Below are 16,617 nucleotides of genomic sequence, written 5' to 3'. Positions count from 1 at the left end.
CAGCGCATGCGGCCTTGTTCAGCATCAGCAGGCAATGAACGAGCACTGTGCTTTGGATGCTGCAGACAACTCTTGCGTACCGGCATGATAGTAGACGGCCGCGTGTCTCGATTGCCAATCCCATTAAACCGCAATGCGGACATAACCTTTTTTTCTGCAATCAGTTTGTCAACGCCGCAACCGGCAGGAACACCATCTGCGGCGGCGGATGCATCAGGAACTGCTGGTGCGAGATATTCCACGCATACGCGCCGGCCAGCGGGAAGGCCAGGCAGTCGCCGGGCGCCAGCGCTGCGACAGGTTGGTTGCGCGCCAGCACGTCCTTGGGCGTGCACAGCTGCCCGACCAGGGTGACCGGGGTGTCGCGCAGCACCGGCGCGTGCCTGCCACGCAATACGCGGAACGGATGATCGTGGCCTTGCGCGGCTGGGGTGCGGAAGTGATGGGTGCCGCCGCGGGCGATCGCAAACCACGCGCCGTGGCTGCGCTTGAGGTCCAGCACGTCCATCAGATACCAGCCGCAGCTGGCGCTGACATAGCGCCCCGGTTCCAGCCGCAGGCGCAGTGCCTGGCCGTGTTCGCGTAGCAAGGCAGGCAAGCCGGCGCAGAAGCCGGCCCAGTCGAACGACGATTCCGGCGCCAGATAATCCACACCGAAGCCGCCGCCTGCATTCACCCGCAACGGGCCAAGCGCGTAGGTCTGCCGCCACTGCTGCACGGTGCGCAGGTAGGCGGCGATCAGATGCAGCTGCGCGCCGGCATCGCGCTGATGCGACATCAGATGGAAATGGAAGCCTTCCAGACGCAGCGAAGGGCTGGCCCGCAGCCGCTGGATCGCCGCGTCCAGATCGTCCGGGTCCAGGCCGAACGGCGAGGGCTGCCCGCCCATCATCAGGCGCGTGCTCTGCGCGCCGGGCACGGCGATATTCATACGCAGGAACACCGGCACGCAGCGGCCGGCCTGCGCCGCGATCGCGGCCAGGCGTTCCAGTTCGCCCAGGCTTTCCACATGCACGGTGCAGTCGGGCAGCGCGACGGCCTGGGCCAGTTCGCTATCGAGCTTGCCAGGGCCGCCGAACAACAACGCAGTCCGGGGTTGTTGCGTGTGCAGCCAGGCCAGTTCGCCGCCGGAGGCTGCCTCGAAGCCATCCACGTGCGGGGCGAGCGTGTGCAGGATCGGCGGCTCTGCATTGGCTTTTGCCGCGTAGAACAGCTCGCAGTCGGCCGGCAGTTGCGCGCGCATCCAGGCCGCATGCGCATCCAGGGCGGCCAGGTCGTAGACGTAGGCGCACAGCGGGCCATCGCTTTGGTCGCGGATGCCCGGCAATGCCTGCATCACTGCGTCCATATCGATGCGCAGGCTCATGCCGCCACCCGCCGTGCCGCTGCGATGCGTGGAATCGGATTGGGCAGCGCGGTGTAATCGGATTGGCGATCGGCGCGTTGCCACAGCCGCGTGCCCAGGTTGTTCTTGCCGGGCAGCGGCGCGCCGTCGAGCAGGCCCTGCAGCGCGGCTTGCGTGCCATGGCGCTGTTGCCAGCGTGCGGCGAGCTCGCCCACGCATTGCCACAGGCGCGCCTCCAGCGCGGCATCGCCTTCGGTCAGATGGAAGATCGCCTCGGCCAGATTGTTGACCAGCGCGCAATACGCCACGCGATTCCAGCCCTGTTCCGGCGTGTAGTACAGCGATTGCCGGGCGCGTTCGCCCACGCCCTGCAAGCGCGTGGCGGGCCAGTGATGTGCGAGCAGCTTGGTGCCTTCCAGGTCGCGGATCCATACCCGCGTCGGCCAGCCATCGGCAAATCCGATCACGGTGTTCTGCAGGTGCGGTTCCAGCGCGATGCCGTGCTGGAACAAGGCACTCCACACTCCGTCCAGCAGCAAGCCGGCATAGGCACGGAACCACAGCAGCGTGGCGGTGTGGCGATCCATCTGTGCGCCGCCCAGTGCCTGCAGCCTGGACGCACACACGCTGTTGCCCTGCGCATCGCAGGTGAACAACGCGGCGGCCACCTGCGGCTGCCAACGGGCGCGTTGCGCGGCGGGCAGGGTCTGCCGGTACAGGATGCCGAAGCTCTCCGACAGGCCACGCGCCGCCAGCGGGTCGGCATCGTGCAAGGCGGGATCGACCTGGGCGACCTCCAGCGAGGTGGCCGCAGGCTCCAGCATCACATCGAAGCCCCGCACCTGCACCGCCAGCGCACGCCAGCTCGGTGCCAGCAGCTCGGTGAGCGCGACCGCACTTTCCAGCTCGTACCAGGCGTTCTTGCGCACGCAGTTGGTCAACCGCACATGTACCGAGCACTTGAGGAAATAATCCAGTTCCGGGTGATACAGCGTGCGCACCGACGAGGTGGGCCGCAGTGCATCGCCGAGCATGCCGACAGGCTCGATCAGCTCGCGCGCCTGCAGGGTGCGCAGCAGCGGGTCGTCGAGCAGGCGCTGCGCTTCCCACGGATGACAGGGATACAGCGCGTCGCTGCCGGACAGTTGCCGCAGGCTGGCACGCACATCGCGGCCCTGCATGCGCAGCAGCCGTGGGTCGATGCGGAACCAGAACAGCTGGAACGCGGCGCGTGCTTCCGGCGCGCAGGCCAGCACCTGCGCCAGATCGACGCCTTCGCGGCTCTTGGGCGTGGGATGCAAGGCATGCCCCCACAGCATCGATTGTTCGGCGTCGATCATTGCTTCGCCGGTCGCGGCGGTGCACTGTGCCTGGCGCAGCAGTGCGGCAGTGATCGCCACGCTGTTGGCGCTTTGCGCGAGCAGTTCCGGGTTGACCGCCTGCGTGCTGCCCAGCGCCTGCAGCAGGCAACGCGCCAAGGCATGCGCGTCCAGGCTCTGCCATGGTTGGCCGGCGCTCTTGAGAAACGGCGTGGAGGCAAAGCGGCAGCGGCCCAGGCGATCGGCATAGGCGATGCGCACGCACAGCGCGCCGGTGTCGCCTAGATCGATCCGCAGCCAGCGCTGCTCGGCCACGCGCGGGCCGGGGCGATCCAGCCCGCGGTAATCGAAGTCCACTGCGCGCTGCGGAATCGCGAACTCGCGCAGGTAGCAGTTCAACCAGCAACTGCAGGCCTGCGCGTCGGCCATGCTGTCGTACCAGGGGTCATGCATCGTGTGCGGCGACATCGGCGGATCTCCTCGAAGGGAAGCGCACCAGAACGGTGAGCGCAGCGGCCGCCGCAGCCAGCGCGGCAGCCAGGAAGGGGGTGGCAGGGCCGGCCGCCTGGGCCAGCGCACCGGCAGCGGCACCGGCGAACACGCCGGCCCATTTGCCGCAGGCATCGAAGCGGCCGAACAGGCGCCCGGCGCCATGCCCGCTGGCGACCAGCGCCAGGCTGCGGTTGAGCCCACGCAGGCCGAACAACATGCCGAACCCGAACAGCAGGCGTGCCGCTGCCAATGCGGCGGCGTCGTGCAGCAGCGCCTGCCACAGGCAGGCCAGCGCGAACAGCACCAGGCCGGGCACCAGCCAGGCCTCGCCATCGCCGCGCCGCCACCACGGCAGCACCACCAGATAGACCAGGTGCGGCAGGCTGTAGAGCAGGCCGGCCAGCGCGTCGTGGCCGGCGCCGCGCGCCAGCGCATACGGGATGAAGTAGGGGAAGGTCACCACCATCGCGAAGCAGAACAGGAACTGCGCGATCAGCAACGCAGGCCACAGTGCGCTGGCCGGTGCTGACGCCGATGGCGCCGACGCAGCCGCATGCCCGGAGGGCACGGACTGCGCAGTGGGCGCAGTCGGCCGCGGCGCAGGCCGGTCGGCGGGCAGACGCCAGGTCAGCGCGAACGCCAGCAGCGGCAGCAGCGCAAGCGCGCGATACAGCGACTGCGCCGGGCCAAGCGCCACGGCCAGGCCCAGCAACGCGGGCGCGCTGACCATCGCCAGGCGCGCCGAGTACTGCGTCCAGTCGAGCGCGCGCGCCAGCGGGCCGGCCTGCGGCTGGCTGGCCAGGTATGCATTGGCCGCTGCCAGCGAGCCGCCGCAGGTGCCTTGCACGATCAGGCCGATCACCAGCCAGCTCAGCGACGGCGCGAAGCCGGCGATCGCAAAGCCCAGCGCCAACCCCAGCTGCGCACGCAGCAGCGAGCGCTTGCGTCCATAGTGGTCGGCCAGGCGCCCCCAGGTGCCGGCCGTCAACGCGGTGCACAGCGTCGGCAACACGTACAGCACGCCGCTCCAGCCAACCGCCGCCGAGGGCGCCAGCTCAGCCAGCACCTGCGGCAGAAACAACGGCATGCCCAGTGCGGTGAAGGCGGCCAGGTAATGCGCGGCCAGCACCGGGCCCAGGACGCGCTTCATCGCTGGGCACCCGCCTGCCGACGCGGCCTCTGCTGCGCGCCAGCGAAGGCGTCGCCGAAGGGGTTGGGCGCGCTATCGCCGTAGAACTTGTTGATGTCGCTCGCACCGGTGAGTTGCTTGCTAAGCAGGCTGCCGGCGCTGAGCAGGTACTTCACCGGCAGCCGCGGCGCGGCCAGCAGGCGACGTGCGGGAGCAGTATCGATGCCATCGACATCCAGCTGCGCCAGCGTCAAGGCGAACTGCGTCTGCAACTGCGTGTACAGCGGCGTGCGCAGCGCCGGCTGCCATTCGGCCAGGCCTTCCAGCACCGCCTGCAGATCCAGCTGCAGCACGATGGTGCAGAACATCTGCGCCAGGGCTTGCGGCTGGTCCACCGCGATGCGCGCATCGTGCAGCGGGCCCAACGCGTCCAGATCCGGCAGCTGCGCGCGCAACTGCGGCATCGCGATACGCGCGGCGTCGTTGTCCTTCATCAGCAGCCGCGTCGCCTGGCCATCGGCGTAGACCAGCACGCTGTTCTGCTGATTGGCTTCCAGCGCGATGCCGTAGCGCAGCCAAAGACGCAGATGCACCGCCAGCATCAGCTCGGTGTACTCGCGCCACCAGCCGAGCACATCGCCCTGCGCAAAGCGCTCGGCCAGATGGATTGCCATCGGCCGGCCATCGGGCAACCGCGCGCACAGCGCGGCCACCGGCACCAGCGTGGCGTCCTCCAACGGTGGATAACGCCGCAGCAGATAGGCCAGATGACGGGTCTGTCCCACATGCCCGCCATGCGATTCGTCCACGAACACGCAGCGGCCGCGCAAGGCCGGATCCAGCGCATCGATGCGCCGCAGTGCGCGCTCCAGCCAGTGGCCGTCGTACAGCGTGGAGGGCTTGATCAGGCGCAGATTGAGCGCGCCCAGCGTGCGCATCGGAATCGGCAGCTTGAGATGCAGCTGCGGATGCTGCAGCGGCACCAGCGTGCGGACCGACAGGGTGGGGCGCACCTCCAGCCAGGCCTGCGGCGCCCGCAGTGTGCCTGGCGGCAGTGCAAACCCGTCCTGCTCCAGCCGCGCCCACACCAGCGGATGCACCGGCCAGGCGACATGCGTGTCGGCCAGCGCGGGCGGCAGGCCCAGCGTGGCGAAGTCCGGCCACAACTCGGCCGGCGCTGCACTGGTGCAGCTGACCTGCGCACGCGGAACCGCCAGCCAGCGCAGCGCGAAGGTGGGGGCGAATTCCGGTGCGTAATCGCGCAGTTCCGAGGCATCCAGCCCGGCCTTGGCACGTGCGGTGGGATAGAACGGATGATCGCGATAGCTGGCCAGTTGATCGCAGCGGTACGCCCGCTCGGCTGCATCTGCATGCTGCAAGGCATTGAGCAGCGCAGACGCCTGCGCGTCGTAGGCCTGGCGCGCCAGGCCCAGGTGGGCGGCAGCGCACTCGGCTTCTTCGGCGTAGGCGCGATGCAGCTGTTGTGTCTCGCTGTCCAGCTGCGCGCTCATGCGTTGCAGCCAGGCCTGCGCACCGCGTTCGACCTGCGCGCCATCGGCGCCCTGCACGATCCAGCTGTCGCCGCAGGCGCTGATGTCCTGCAGATAGCCCTGCCGATGGATCGGCAACCACAGCGTGCCGTCTGGCAGATGCGCGATGCGCCACCAGCCCTCCACCGGGCTGGGGTCGGTCCATGCCGCCAGCACGCCTGCCTCGGGTATTGCGGCGCTGCCGCGGGTGGCGATGCCGCGCAGGTCCTCGCGCAGGCAGGCATCGATGATGCGGGTGGCGATATAGCGTTGGTCGGCGGCACTGCTCATGCGCGCAGCTCCGCGCCATCGATCCGCCACTGCAGCCCCGCTTCGGCATGCACCACCGCCTGTTGCAGGGCCTGTGCATCGCTGGCCACCGCGCTCAGCACACCCAGGTAATCCTTGTTGGAATGGCTCAGGCGGATGCGTTCACCGGGCGCGCGCATCCGCCGGTACTGCACATCGCTGTGCGCATCATGGTGGCGGCGATCTTCGCTGGCGGTCACTAGCTCGCCGTCCTGCTCGGCGACGTAGTAACGCAGCAAGGCATGGGCACGATCGCAGCGCAGCTGCGGCAGCGGCAGGCCCAGATGCGGCGCCAGCGCGGCGGTGAACCATTGCCTGCCGAACATGTCGTCGAGCAGGAACTCGCGGCGGTCGCCGATGCTGCGGTAGTTGATCTCCACCAGCACCGGGCCGTCGCTGGTGAGGATGAATTCGCTATGGCACAGCCCGAAGCCAACCCCGAAGCTGCGCAGCTGTTGCAGCGCCTGCGCAATCACCGGCGTGTCCACGCGGGCATCCCACTGCGCCTCGCATTCCACGAAGTGCGGCGGCGGTGACAAGCGCACCTTGAAGCCGCCCAGCGCCTGCAGCGTGTGGCCGTCGCCCAGCGTTTCCAGCGTAAACAGCGCCCCTTCCAGCATGCCTTCCAGCAGCACGGTGCGCTGCGGATGGCGCTGCCACACATCGTCCAGATAGGCCTGCAACTGCGCGGCATCTGCACAATGGCGAACGTCCAGACTGGCCACGCCCTCGCGCGGTTTGGCCACCACCGGCCACGGAATGTCGGCCGGCAATGCGGCGCCCGGCGCCAGCGTGCAGAACCACGGCGATGGCAGCTCACGCGCACGCAGGCGCTGGCGCATCGCCGCCTTGTTCTTGGCCGCGTAGCAGACCTGCCAGTCCTTGCCGGGCAGGCCGAGACCCGCCGCGACCAGCGCGGTGCTGGTCTGCAGATGATCGCTGTTGCTGAACACCGCGCGCGGCGATACATCGGCGTCGTGCAGCACATCCAGCACGCCGAGCGGATTGAACACATCGCATTCGATCACCCGTTGCGGTGCATGCGCCGGATGCTCGCGGAAATGGCTGAGGTGATCGAGTCGGTGGTCGGTCAGCAGCCACACCGGCAGGCCGAGCGCATGCGCGGCCGGAAGAAACCCTTCGGTGATGGCCGGATGGCAGACATGGGTGAGGATCACCAACGGTGCAGCGGATGTGGCAGTCATGGCAGCTCTCGTTCGACAGGACGGTGGAAAAAACCGGTACTGAAACGGGCTGCCTGGCGCCGCAGGGGCGTTGGGTGGCCGGCGATACGGTGATCGCATGCCGCATGCTGCGGCAGGGAGACGTGCGTCATGCACGCCGTGTTGTCTGCGGCGCCCGCCAGCGCGAGCGCCGTTGCCGTCAGTCGACCGACGCCCCTGTACGTCGGTTGCTACGGCATGTGCCGGGTTGGAGGCCTAGAACGTGTACTCCAGCCCGGCGGTGACGGTGCGCGACGGCGCGGCCTGGCGGCCCCACGGGCTGGTATCCACGCCGCGGAACCAGTACTGCCGATCGAACAGGTTGTTGATCGCCAGCGACGCGCTGAATTTTTGTCCATCGCGTTCGAACAGCGTATGGCTCACCTGCGTGTTCCACACCCAGTACGACGGCAACTCGCCGACCGAGGCGATCGCGTTCTCCTGCACGGTGTTTGCCGCATCGCTGTAGGCCTTGCTGAAGTAGTAGCTCGACAGTGCGACAGTGGTGTGACCGAGCGTGTAGTTGCCGCCCAGGGTGATCTGGTTGCGCGAGGTGTAGGGCACGCGCAGCCCGCGGAATGCGCCCGATTCCTGGCTGGCATCCAGATACGCATAACCGGCGTTGAGGGTGAGCGCGCGCAGGTTTTCCGGACTCCATTGCAGTTCCAGCTCGCCGCCTTGATGGCGGGTCTTGCCGAGGTTGCGGAACACGCGTGTGGTGTTGTCCAGCTGAATCTGCTGATCGAAATCGATCAGATACGCACCGAGCTGGATGCGGGTGCGGTCGTTGGGCTGGTAGCGCGTGCCGGCTTCGTAATTCCATGCAAGTTCGGCATCCAGGTTGTTGCCGAAGATGATCTGGGTGACCTGCGGCGCACGCAGCGAGCGCTGCCCGTCCGCATAGAAGAACCATTGTGCGTTGGCTTGGAAACCCACCGTCAACCCCGGCAATACATCGCGGGTCTGGTTGAGTGTGCGCAGGCCGGTGGCGCGATTGAAGTAGCGCGAATCCAGCCGCTCATAGCGCAGGCCCGGGGTGATGGTCAGGCGTTCGTCGGGCAGGGTGATGGCGTTGCTGACGTAGGCGGCCAGGGCGCGGTCTTCGAATTGCCAGTCACGCACGCTGGTGAACAGGCCATCGCGCAGGCGTAGATTGCCGACCAAAAAGTCGATGTCCTCGTGCACCGCGCGCACGCCGGCGGTCCACTGCTGACGCACGCCACCGGCATCGCCCATGCTCCAGCTCAGCCGCGGCTCGCTGCCGACCACGCGGAAGTCGCGCGGTGCGGTCTGGCGCAGTTGCGGCGGCAGGTCCGAACGCCAGGTTTCGGTGGCGGCCTGGCGCATGCCGACGATGAAGTTGCGGCTGCTGCGCGCGCTGAAGTTGGTCCAGGACAACCGAACATCTTTCAACGGACCCCAGTCTCCGAACAATTGCTCGTAGCTCAACGATGCGCGCGTGGTACGTCCATTGAAGCTGTCCAGCGGGCGCGTGGACTGGCGCGGGTCGCGCCGGTAATCGTCCGGGCTGAGCGCGCCGGCCAGATCCATGTCGACCAGATAGCGTTGCACGCTGGCTTTGAGCAACTTGGTGTCGTCCAGCCACCACTCCGCACGCACGCGCAGATTGCTGATGTCGGTATCGCTGTGCGCGCGCCAGTACTCGCCGTAAGTGCGATTGGCATCGACCTGTAGGCCGAGGTTGTCGGTGAGGTAGCCGCCGCTGCTGAGCGCGCTGTCCTGCAGGAACTGACCCTGGCCGCCGGCGGTGACCTTGTGCGCCAGCGTGGTACTCCACTCGCTGGGGATCTCCTTGCTGACCAGATTGATCACCCCGCCGACGTTGTTCGGCCCGTACTGCACGGCCGCGCCACCGCGCACGATATCGATGCGGTCGATCTGGTTCAGCCCCACCGGAAACAACGACAGGCTGGTCTGCCCGTACGGCGCCAGTGCCAGCGGAATGCCGTCTTCCAGTACCTGCACGCGGCCGCTGCGGCTTTCGTACAGGCCGCGCAGCATCAGCTGCGGCAACGCACCGGTGCCGGTCTCGTCGAAGATCTTGATGCCCGGCACGCGCTGCAGGGCATCGTCCAGCGAGCGGTTGCCGCCATTGCGCAGTTGCTCGCGGTCGATCACCTGGCGGCTGCCGGCATAGCGCTGCACGTCGTCGGGCCTGGAACGCCCGAGCAGGCTGCCTTGCACCTGGATCGTGTCCAGCGCACGGATCGGCGTCTGCGCATCGGTGGCCGCCGCATCCGGCGACTCGGTGGCGAACGCCAACGGCGGCAGGGTCCAGGTGGCCGCAGCGATGGCGATGGTCAGGGCGTGGAAACGGAACGTCGACATCTACGGCGTGCTCCTGCAGGCGGGTGGTGGAGTGGGTGCGGCGAAGCTGGCCAGGTGGCCGCGCAGTGCGCGTTGAATCAGCGCGCGGTCTTCGCCGGCCAGCAGCCAGCGCAGGTCCGGCTGTTGCAGCCAGTGCGCGCGTTGCGCGTCGGTGCGCGGATTGGGGCAGAACGGCACGTTGGCCGCAACGCAGTGCGCATGCAGTTGCAGCAGCAACTCCCACACCTGTGGATGGGTCGGTTGCGGGCCCAGGCCCAGGTCCAGCGCGAGATCCAGTGCGCCTTCCATCACCAGTGCCACGCCGGGCAGCGCCAGCAGCTCGGGCACTGCCGCAATGCCGGCCGCACTTTCGATCATCGGCACGATGCGGATATCGCGATTGGCCTGCGCGATGTAGGTGGGCAGGTCGACATTGCCGAAACCGGTGACGCGCCCGCCGGTGATGCCGCGCCGCCCAAGTGGCGGGAACCGTGCCGCGGCGATGGCATCGGCCAGTTGCGCGGCCGATTCGGCGCGTGGAATGACGATCCCGCTCGCGCCGGCATCCAGCACGCGGCCGATCAGTTTTTCGTCCACCTCCGGCACGCGCACCCAGGCCTCGCAACCGGACAGCTCGCAGGCGCGGATGGCGTGTTCCAGTTCGTCCGGCGCGCGCAGCACATGTTCCAGATCGAGCACCACAAAGCCGTAGCCGATGCGGCCCAGCAGCTCGCACAACTGCACGCTTGGCACTGCGTTGAGAACGCCAACCGCAAACGTCATGGATGAGGCCGCCAAGGAAACGGGCGCTCATCCTGCTCCGGATGGGAATGATTATCAAGTGGATTTGGCGGGCAGTTTTCGGTGCCCTGGTCGCAGTTCGATCAATGCACGGTTGCGAGCCGTTCCGCACTGAACCACCTGCGGGCAACAAAAAACCCGCAGGCGCTGCCGGCGGGTTTTCGATTCGTGCAGCGCTGCGTCACCCGCCTTGCGGTTACGACGCCGGTACGCGCAATGCCCGATACGGCGGGGTGGACATCACCATCTCGGCCAGCGAATAGGCCAGCTCGCGTTCGGCCAGCACCGCACCGTCGGCGCCGTGTTCGAGCAGGTGCTTGACCTCGGTGTCGCTGTGCGCGCGCGCCAGCAGCGTCAGTGAGGGGTTGATCGCGCGCAGCTTGGCCAGCGCCTCGCCGGCTTCCAGCGGCTGCGGGATCGCCAGGATCGCGATCTTGGCATGCTCCGGGCGGGCTTCGGCCAGCACGCGGTCGGCCGCCGCACTGCCGCGGATACCGGGAATGCCGGCCGCATGCGCCTTGGCCACATGATCGCCGTTGTCGTCGATCACCAGCACCGGCACGCCGCGGCTACGCAGCAACTGCGCCAGCGCGCTGCCGACGCGGCCATAGCCGATCACGATGGCATGGCCGTCCAGCGGCAGCGGCGGGCCGGGCGGCAGTTCCGGCTCCACCGCGGCCGGAGCGTCCTGCGCCTGCCTGGCCTGCCAGCGGTCCAGCCACGAGAACAGGAACGGGTTGGCGATGATCGACAGCAGCGCGCCGGCCAGGATCAGGTCGCGCCCGGTTTCCGGCAGGATCGCCAGCTGCACGCCCAGCCCGGCCAGGATGAAGGAGAACTCGCCGATCTGCGCCAGGCTGGTGGAAATGGTCAGCGCGGTGCCGGTGGGGTGGCCGAATGCACGCACGATCACGAATGCGGCCAGCGACTTGCCCAGGGTCACGGTCAGGAACGTGGCGAGCACCTGCCACGGATGCTCGACCAGGATCATCGGGTCGAACAGCATGCCCACCGAGACGAAGAACAGCACCGCGAACGCATCGCGCAACGGCAGCGAATCGCTGGCGGCCTTGTGGCTGAGCTCGGATTCCTTCAGCAACATGCCGGCGAAGAACGCGCCCAGCGCGAACGACACGCCGAACAGCGTGGCCGACAGGAACGCCACGCCCAGCGCGATGCCGAGCACGGCCAGGGTGAACAGCTCACGCGAGCCGGTGGCGGCGACCTTTTCCAGCGACCACGGAATCACCCGCCGCCCGACCACCAGCATCACCGCCACGAACGCCACCATCTTGAACAGCGTCAGGCCCAGCGCGGCCAGCAGCGAGGTGGATTCGCCGGCATGCGCCGCGGCAGGCGCGGCGGTGCCCAGCACCTCGGCCAGGGCCGGCAACATCACCAGCGCGATCACCATCACCAGGTCTTCGACGATCAGCCAGCCCACCGCGATGCGGCCGCGCTGGGTTTCCAGCAGGCGGCGTTCTTCCAGTGCGCGCAGCAGCACCACGGTACTGGCCACCGACAGCGCCAGACCGAACACCAGCCCATGCATCAGCGGCCAGCCCATGCTCCAGGCCAGTGCCCAGCCAAGCAGCGTGGCGACCACGATCTGCGCCAACGCACCCGGAATCGCGATCCATTTCACTTCCATCAGATCGTCGAGCGAGAAGTGCAGGCCCACGCCGAACATCAGCAGCATCACACCCAGCTCGGACAGCTGGTTGGCCATGGTCTGGTCGGCCACGAAGCCGGGCGTGAACGGCCCGACGCAGACGCCGGCCAGCAGATAGCCGACCAGCGGCGAGAGTTTCACTTTCTGTGCGAGCGTGCCCAGCACGAAAGCGACCGCGAGGCCGACGGCGATGATGTCGATGAGGCTGGTGTCGTGATGCATTCCAATCCGTTGTGAGAGTGTCCGAGAGAGCGTCGCGGGCGCGACCAGCCGACGGCACTGCGCCGGGCGTCGCCTGCGGGCATTGCGTGGTCATGGCTGGAGTCCGGCGCGGGGGAACCGGGACCGCGTTGCTGGTCCGGTTGGCCGGACGCCCATAGTACACAGCGCTTGATTAACGCGATGCGACACGCCGCGCATGCACGCAGGCCGATACATGGGTCAGACGCTGCGCGTAAACCGCTGTGGCCCGCACGTGCGCGTACGAGTTGCGACGCAGGGCGCAAGTCCGGCACGCCGATTCAACATTGACGACACCGCTTCGCCCCTGCGCAAGGTCGCAGCGCGGCGCCGGCCGACAATCTGGGCTCCCAGTGGAGCGCCTGCGTCCTTCGGCAGGCCCACGCACGCATCGCCCCGTTGCGGGTGACGCCACACGAGCCAGGCCATGCATCTCAGCGATTTGGCAACACCTCAGTTCCGGCACGATCCCTATCCGACCTACGCGCGCCTGCGCGCCGAAGGCGCGTTGGTGCAGGTGGCAGACGGGCGGCTGATGTCCGGCCGTTACGCCGTGGTCGATCGCCTGCTCAGCGATCGCCGGGTCGGCCGCGACTATTTGCAAAGCATTCGTCTGCGCTACGGCGAGGCGGCGGTGCACCTGCCGCTGTTCCAGGGTATGAGCCGCATGTTCCTGCTGCTCAACCCGCCGCTGCACACCCAGTTGCGCGGACTGATGACACAGGCCTTCGGTGCGCGGCAGATGGAGTCCATGCGTGAAGTGGCCAGCGATACCGCCGCCGGGTTGATCGACGCTTTCCAGGCCAACGGCCACTGCGATCTGCTGACCGAGTTCGCGTTCCCGCTGCCGATCGCCATCATCTGCCGGATGCTGGATATCGATGCGGCCGATGTCACCGCGTTGAGTCACGCGACCAGCGCACTGGCAAAAGTTTTCGATCCGATGATGACGGCGGAAGAACTGCAGGCCACCAGCGTTGCGTACGACCAGCTGGCGACATATTTCCACGGCGTGATCGCGCAACGGCGCAGCGCTGGCGGCGACGATCTGATCGCGCGTTTCATCCAGGCCGAGGACAACGGCCGCCGCCTGAGCGACGAGGAGATCGTCTCCAACGTGATCCTGCTGTTCTTTGCCGGCCACGAAACCACTTCCAACATGATCTGCAATGCGCTGGTCGCGCTGCATCGGCATCCGCAGCAATTGCGCCTGCTGCAGGAAACCCCGAGCCTGCTGCCCAATGCAGTGCTCGAATGCATGCGCTACGACAGCTCGGTGCAGATCGCCACACGCACCGCGTTGCAGGATGTCGAGATCGAGGGCGTGGCGGTTCCCCAGGGCGTCATGCTGTATCTGATGCTGGGCGCGGCCAATCACGACACGCTGCAGTTCACCGACCCGCAGCTGCTGGATATCCGCCGCCAGCAGGGCCGCGCGCTGTCGTTCGGTGGCGGCATTCACCACTGCCTGGGCAACCGGCTGGCGCTGATCGAAATGGAAGCCGCGCTGGCCTGCCTGCTGGCGCGTCTGCCGGCACTTCGGCTGGAGCAGCTGGACACGCTGAGCTGGAACGATCGCGCCAACCTGCGTGGTGTCGACGCGCTGCTCGCCTCCTGGTGAGCTGCGGCCAGGCGACGCAGTGCCGGGCCGGGCCAGGCCGGCACGCAGTGTTGCGGCAATCATAGCGCTGGCAATCACCGCGGCAGGTGACGCACGGCCGCTGCTGGCGAATCGAAGCCCACAACGACAAACACCGCCGATCACTCGGCGGTGTTTGCGTTGACGCATGTACGGATCGGCAGGTCCGCTCGAACCCGCCGGTCAGAACCGGTAGGTGACCCGCCCGTACCAGTAGCGGCCGTTGAAGCCGAACGGCGACAGCGACGAATACTGCAGGCCGCCGGCGCGGTCGTCGTAGGCAGTGGTCAGCTGCGCCTTGGTCGGATACTGATTGGTGAGGTTGTCCGCGCCCACGGTGAAGGTGAACGCGTTCCAGGTCTGGCTGGCGGCCAGGTTCAATAGCCAGCGCGCGTCGTAGGTCTGGTCCTGGCTGCCATCGGCCGGGTCGCTGATGCGCTTGATCGATCCGTAGCGGGTGGCGTTGAAGTTCAGCGCAAAGCCGCCCAGCGTCCAGTCCGCCGCCGCCATGTACTTGGTGCGCGGGGTGGCGTCGGTGAGCAAGCCCTGGCTGGCGCGCCCGAAGTTGGGGTTGGACAGTTCCAGGATCGTGGTCTTGTTGTAGTTGGCGCTGGCACTGAGGTTGAGCTTGCCGTAGCTGCCCAGGTCGGCGAGATAGCTGTTGATCCAGTCCACGCCACGGGTGCGGCTGGTGGCGCCGTTGACGAAGAACTGCACCGCGGCCACCTGGCCGATCGGCTGTGCCAGCTGCAGCTGGTCCGAATACAGGATCTGGTCCCAGATGCGGATCTGGTAGACGTCCAGGCTGGAAGTGAAGCTGGCAGTCGGTTGCCACACAGCGCCCAGGCCGTAGTTGGTGGATTTCTCCGGGCTCAGCGGGCCAGCGCCCAGCGCCACCGCGACCGGGTCGGAGGTGCGGTAGGTACCGACCTGCACCAGCTCGCCGTTCTGGATCAGCGTCACCACCGAGGCGTAGTTCTGCTGGGCCAGCGACGGTGCGCGGAAGCCGTTGGAGATGGTGCCGCGCAGCGAGAAGGTGTCGCTGAAGGCGTAGCGCGCCGACAGCTTGCCCGAACGCGTGGAGCCGGCATCGCTGTAGTTTTCATAACGCCCGGCGATGCCGCCGGACAGCTTGTCGGTGATGTCCGCTTCCAGGTTGGCGTAGACCGCATTGCTGTGGCGTCCGAACTTGCCGGCCACCGTCGGCTCCAGGCCGGAGAACACCTGCGCGCCGCCCGGATATGGCGCGCCGTCGTCGGGATTGATGGTATTGGGGTCGAAGAAGTACGACTCCGGCGAGCCGGCGGTGATCTGGTAGCGGTCCTGGCGATGCTCGGCACCGAAGGCCACATTGACCGGATACGCCAGGCCCCAGTCGAAGGACTTGTTGACGTCCAGGTTGATCGTGCCCTGTTCGGTTTCGAAGCCACCGGAATTGAAGTTGGTCGGCGAGCTGCCGGTGGTGTAGTACAGGTTGGTGTTGATGCTGTTGAGGATGTTGAAGGTCATATCGTTCTTGCCGTAGGTGGCCGACACGTCCCAGTTCCATTCGCTCTCGGTGCTGCCCTTCAAACCCAGCACCGCCGAGCGGTCGTTGGTGGGGTTGTAGATCTGCGGCAGGAAGCCGTTCGGGTAGATCGCCTGCACATTGCGCGCGGTGTTGTCGGCGGCGCGGTAATAGCCGTTGGAGGTGACCTCGCGACGGCTCATGCTGAGATGGCCGTACAGTTCCAGGTTGGGCGAGAACGCGTAGCCGAATGCGGCCAGCCCCTGATAGAACGTGGAGGCCGGGTCGCCGTGGCGCTGGTAGGGCACACCGCCCGGATTGGGCGTGCCCGGCACGGTGGTGGCGCGGTTGGTGTTCTCGCCGCGATTGGTGCTCATGGTGTTCTGGTAGTTCCAGGACAGCCGCACCCAGCCCGGCGCGGTGTCGCCGCCGCTGCCGCCGAACGGCAGGCCGACCGAGCCGTCGATGCCATTCTGCTCGCCATCGCCCTTGTCCATGATGCCGCCATTGACCGACACGCTGTTGCTGCCGGCATCGGCGCCATGCTTGAGCACGATATTGACCACGCCGGCGATCGCATCGGAGCCGTACTGGGCCGAGGCGCCGTCACGCAGCACTTCGATGCGTGCGATGGCCGACATCGGCAGCGAGTTCAGGTCGGCCGGCGCCGAGCCGCGGCCGACGTACGGGTTGTAGTTGATCAGCGAGGAGGTGTGATAGCGCTTGCCGTCCACCAGCACCAGCACCGCATCCGGCGACAGGCCGCGCAGCGTGGCCGGGCGCGCGGCATCGTTGCCGTCGGAGATCGCCGGGCGCGGGAAATTCAGCGACGGCAGCAGCTTGCCCAGCGCGGTGGCGATGTCGGTCGCGCCGGTGGCCTGCAGCGACTGCTCGGTGATGATGTCGATCGGCGATTCGGATTCGGCCACCGTGCGGTCGCTGACGCGCGTACCGGTGACGATCAGGGTGTCCAGGGTTTTCTGCGGCTGGGCAGGCTGCGATTGCGCACTGGCGGCGAACGTACAGACGGTGAGTGCGACCGAGATCGCAAGCGAGAGTGCGTTGGAGGTGTGCATGGGAATGG

Annotated in this window: 10 protein-coding genes; 1 reads left to right on the top strand and 9 read right to left on the bottom strand. The window is 67.4% G+C overall.

The annotated features are described in order from the left end of the window. Nucleotides 1–160: 160 nt before the first annotated feature. From ABQY74_RS15135 to ybaL, 8 genes are all read right to left on the bottom strand, one after another. Complete coding sequence (locus tag ABQY74_RS15135; protein WP_349792076.1) at nt 161–1,366, bottom strand: type III PLP-dependent enzyme; 1,206 nt, start codon at nt 1,364–1,366, stop codon at nt 161–163. Then, complete coding sequence (locus ABQY74_RS15130; RefSeq protein WP_349792074.1) at nt 1,363–3,132, bottom strand: IucA/IucC family protein; 1,770 nt, start codon at nt 3,130–3,132, stop codon at nt 1,363–1,365. Before ABQY74_RS15130 ends, ABQY74_RS15135 begins: the two co-directional genes overlap by 4 nt. Next, the gene (locus ABQY74_RS15125) at nt 3,110–4,306 is read right to left on the bottom strand and encodes an MFS transporter (protein ID WP_349792072.1); all 1,197 of its coding nucleotides are present in this window, start codon (nt 4,304–4,306) and stop codon (nt 3,110–3,112) included. Before ABQY74_RS15125 ends, ABQY74_RS15130 begins: the two co-directional genes overlap by 23 nt. Beyond that, entirely contained in the window at nt 4,303–6,105 is a 1,803-nt protein-coding gene (locus ABQY74_RS15120) for an IucA/IucC family protein (protein WP_349792070.1), read from the bottom strand. Before ABQY74_RS15120 ends, ABQY74_RS15125 begins: the two co-directional genes overlap by 4 nt. Further along, on the bottom strand, nt 6,102–7,328 hold the full coding sequence (locus tag ABQY74_RS15115) for a siderophore biosynthesis protein PvsA (protein WP_349792068.1): 1,227 nt from the start codon (nt 7,326–7,328) through the stop codon (nt 6,102–6,104). Before ABQY74_RS15115 ends, ABQY74_RS15120 begins: the two co-directional genes overlap by 4 nt. Nucleotides 7,329–7,562: 234 nt before the next feature. Continuing rightward, a complete protein-coding gene (locus ABQY74_RS15110; RefSeq protein ID WP_349792066.1) occupies nt 7,563–9,695 on the bottom strand; it encodes a TonB-dependent siderophore receptor in 2,133 nt (710 codons plus the stop codon). Continuing rightward, nucleotides 9,696–10,457, bottom strand: coding sequence for an aldolase/citrate lyase family protein (locus tag ABQY74_RS15105; protein WP_349792062.1), 762 nt, complete (start codon nt 10,455–10,457; stop codon nt 9,696–9,698). A gap of 214 nt (nt 10,458–10,671) precedes the next feature. Continuing rightward, the gene (gene ybaL / locus ABQY74_RS15100) at nt 10,672–12,369 is read right to left on the bottom strand and encodes a YbaL family putative K(+) efflux transporter (protein WP_016903742.1); all 1,698 of its coding nucleotides are present in this window, start codon (nt 12,367–12,369) and stop codon (nt 10,672–10,674) included. Nucleotides 12,370–12,814: 445 nt separating this feature from the next. Here ybaL and ABQY74_RS15095 point away from each other — a divergent pair, with 445 nt between their 5' ends. Further along, the gene (locus ABQY74_RS15095) at nt 12,815–14,008 is read left to right on the top strand and encodes a cytochrome P450 (RefSeq protein WP_349792060.1); all 1,194 of its coding nucleotides are present in this window, start codon (nt 12,815–12,817) and stop codon (nt 14,006–14,008) included. A 201-nt stretch (nt 14,009–14,209) separates the two neighbouring features. Here ABQY74_RS15095 and ABQY74_RS15090 read toward each other — a convergent pair whose 3' ends face one another. Then, nucleotides 14,210–16,609, bottom strand: a complete 2,400-nt coding sequence (locus ABQY74_RS15090) for a TonB-dependent siderophore receptor (RefSeq protein WP_065049427.1) — start codon at nt 16,607–16,609, stop codon at nt 14,210–14,212. Nucleotides 16,610–16,617 lie beyond the last annotated feature (8 nt).

This window comes from Xanthomonas sp. WHRI 7064, assembly GCF_040202355.2.
GTDB lineage: Bacteria > Pseudomonadota > Gammaproteobacteria > Xanthomonadales > Xanthomonadaceae > Xanthomonas > Xanthomonas arboricola.
This window is presented reverse-complemented; position numbering and strand designations above follow the sequence as displayed.

Bases quoted from the DNA above. Each gene is read 5' to 3' on its own strand.
- ABQY74_RS15135 (WP_349792076.1), bottom strand. From the start codon at position 1,366: ATGAGCCTGCGCATCGATATGGACGCAGTGATGCAGGCATTGCCGGGC.
- ABQY74_RS15130 (WP_349792074.1), bottom strand. From the start codon at position 3,132: ATGTCGCCGCACACGATGCATGACCCCTGGTACGACAGCATGGCCGAC.
- ABQY74_RS15125 (WP_349792072.1), bottom strand. From the start codon at position 4,306: ATGAAGCGCGTCCTGGGCCCGGTGCTGGCCGCGCATTACCTGGCCGCC.
- ABQY74_RS15120 (WP_349792070.1), bottom strand. From the start codon at position 6,105: ATGAGCAGTGCCGCCGACCAACGCTATATCGCCACCCGCATCATCGAT.
- ABQY74_RS15115 (WP_349792068.1), bottom strand. From the start codon at position 7,328: ATGACTGCCACATCCGCTGCACCGTTGGTGATCCTCACCCATGTCTGC.
- ABQY74_RS15110 (WP_349792066.1), bottom strand. From the start codon at position 9,695: ATGTCGACGTTCCGTTTCCACGCCCTGACCATCGCCATCGCTGCGGCC.
- ABQY74_RS15105 (WP_349792062.1), bottom strand. From the start codon at position 10,457: ATGACGTTTGCGGTTGGCGTTCTCAACGCAGTGCCAAGCGTGCAGTTG.
- ybaL (WP_016903742.1), bottom strand. From the start codon at position 12,369: ATGCATCACGACACCAGCCTCATCGACATCATCGCCGTCGGCCTCGCG.
- ABQY74_RS15095 (WP_349792060.1), top strand. From the start codon at position 12,815: ATGCATCTCAGCGATTTGGCAACACCTCAGTTCCGGCACGATCCCTAT.
- ABQY74_RS15090 (WP_065049427.1), bottom strand. From the start codon at position 16,609: ATGCACACCTCCAACGCACTCTCGCTTGCGATCTCGGTCGCACTCACC.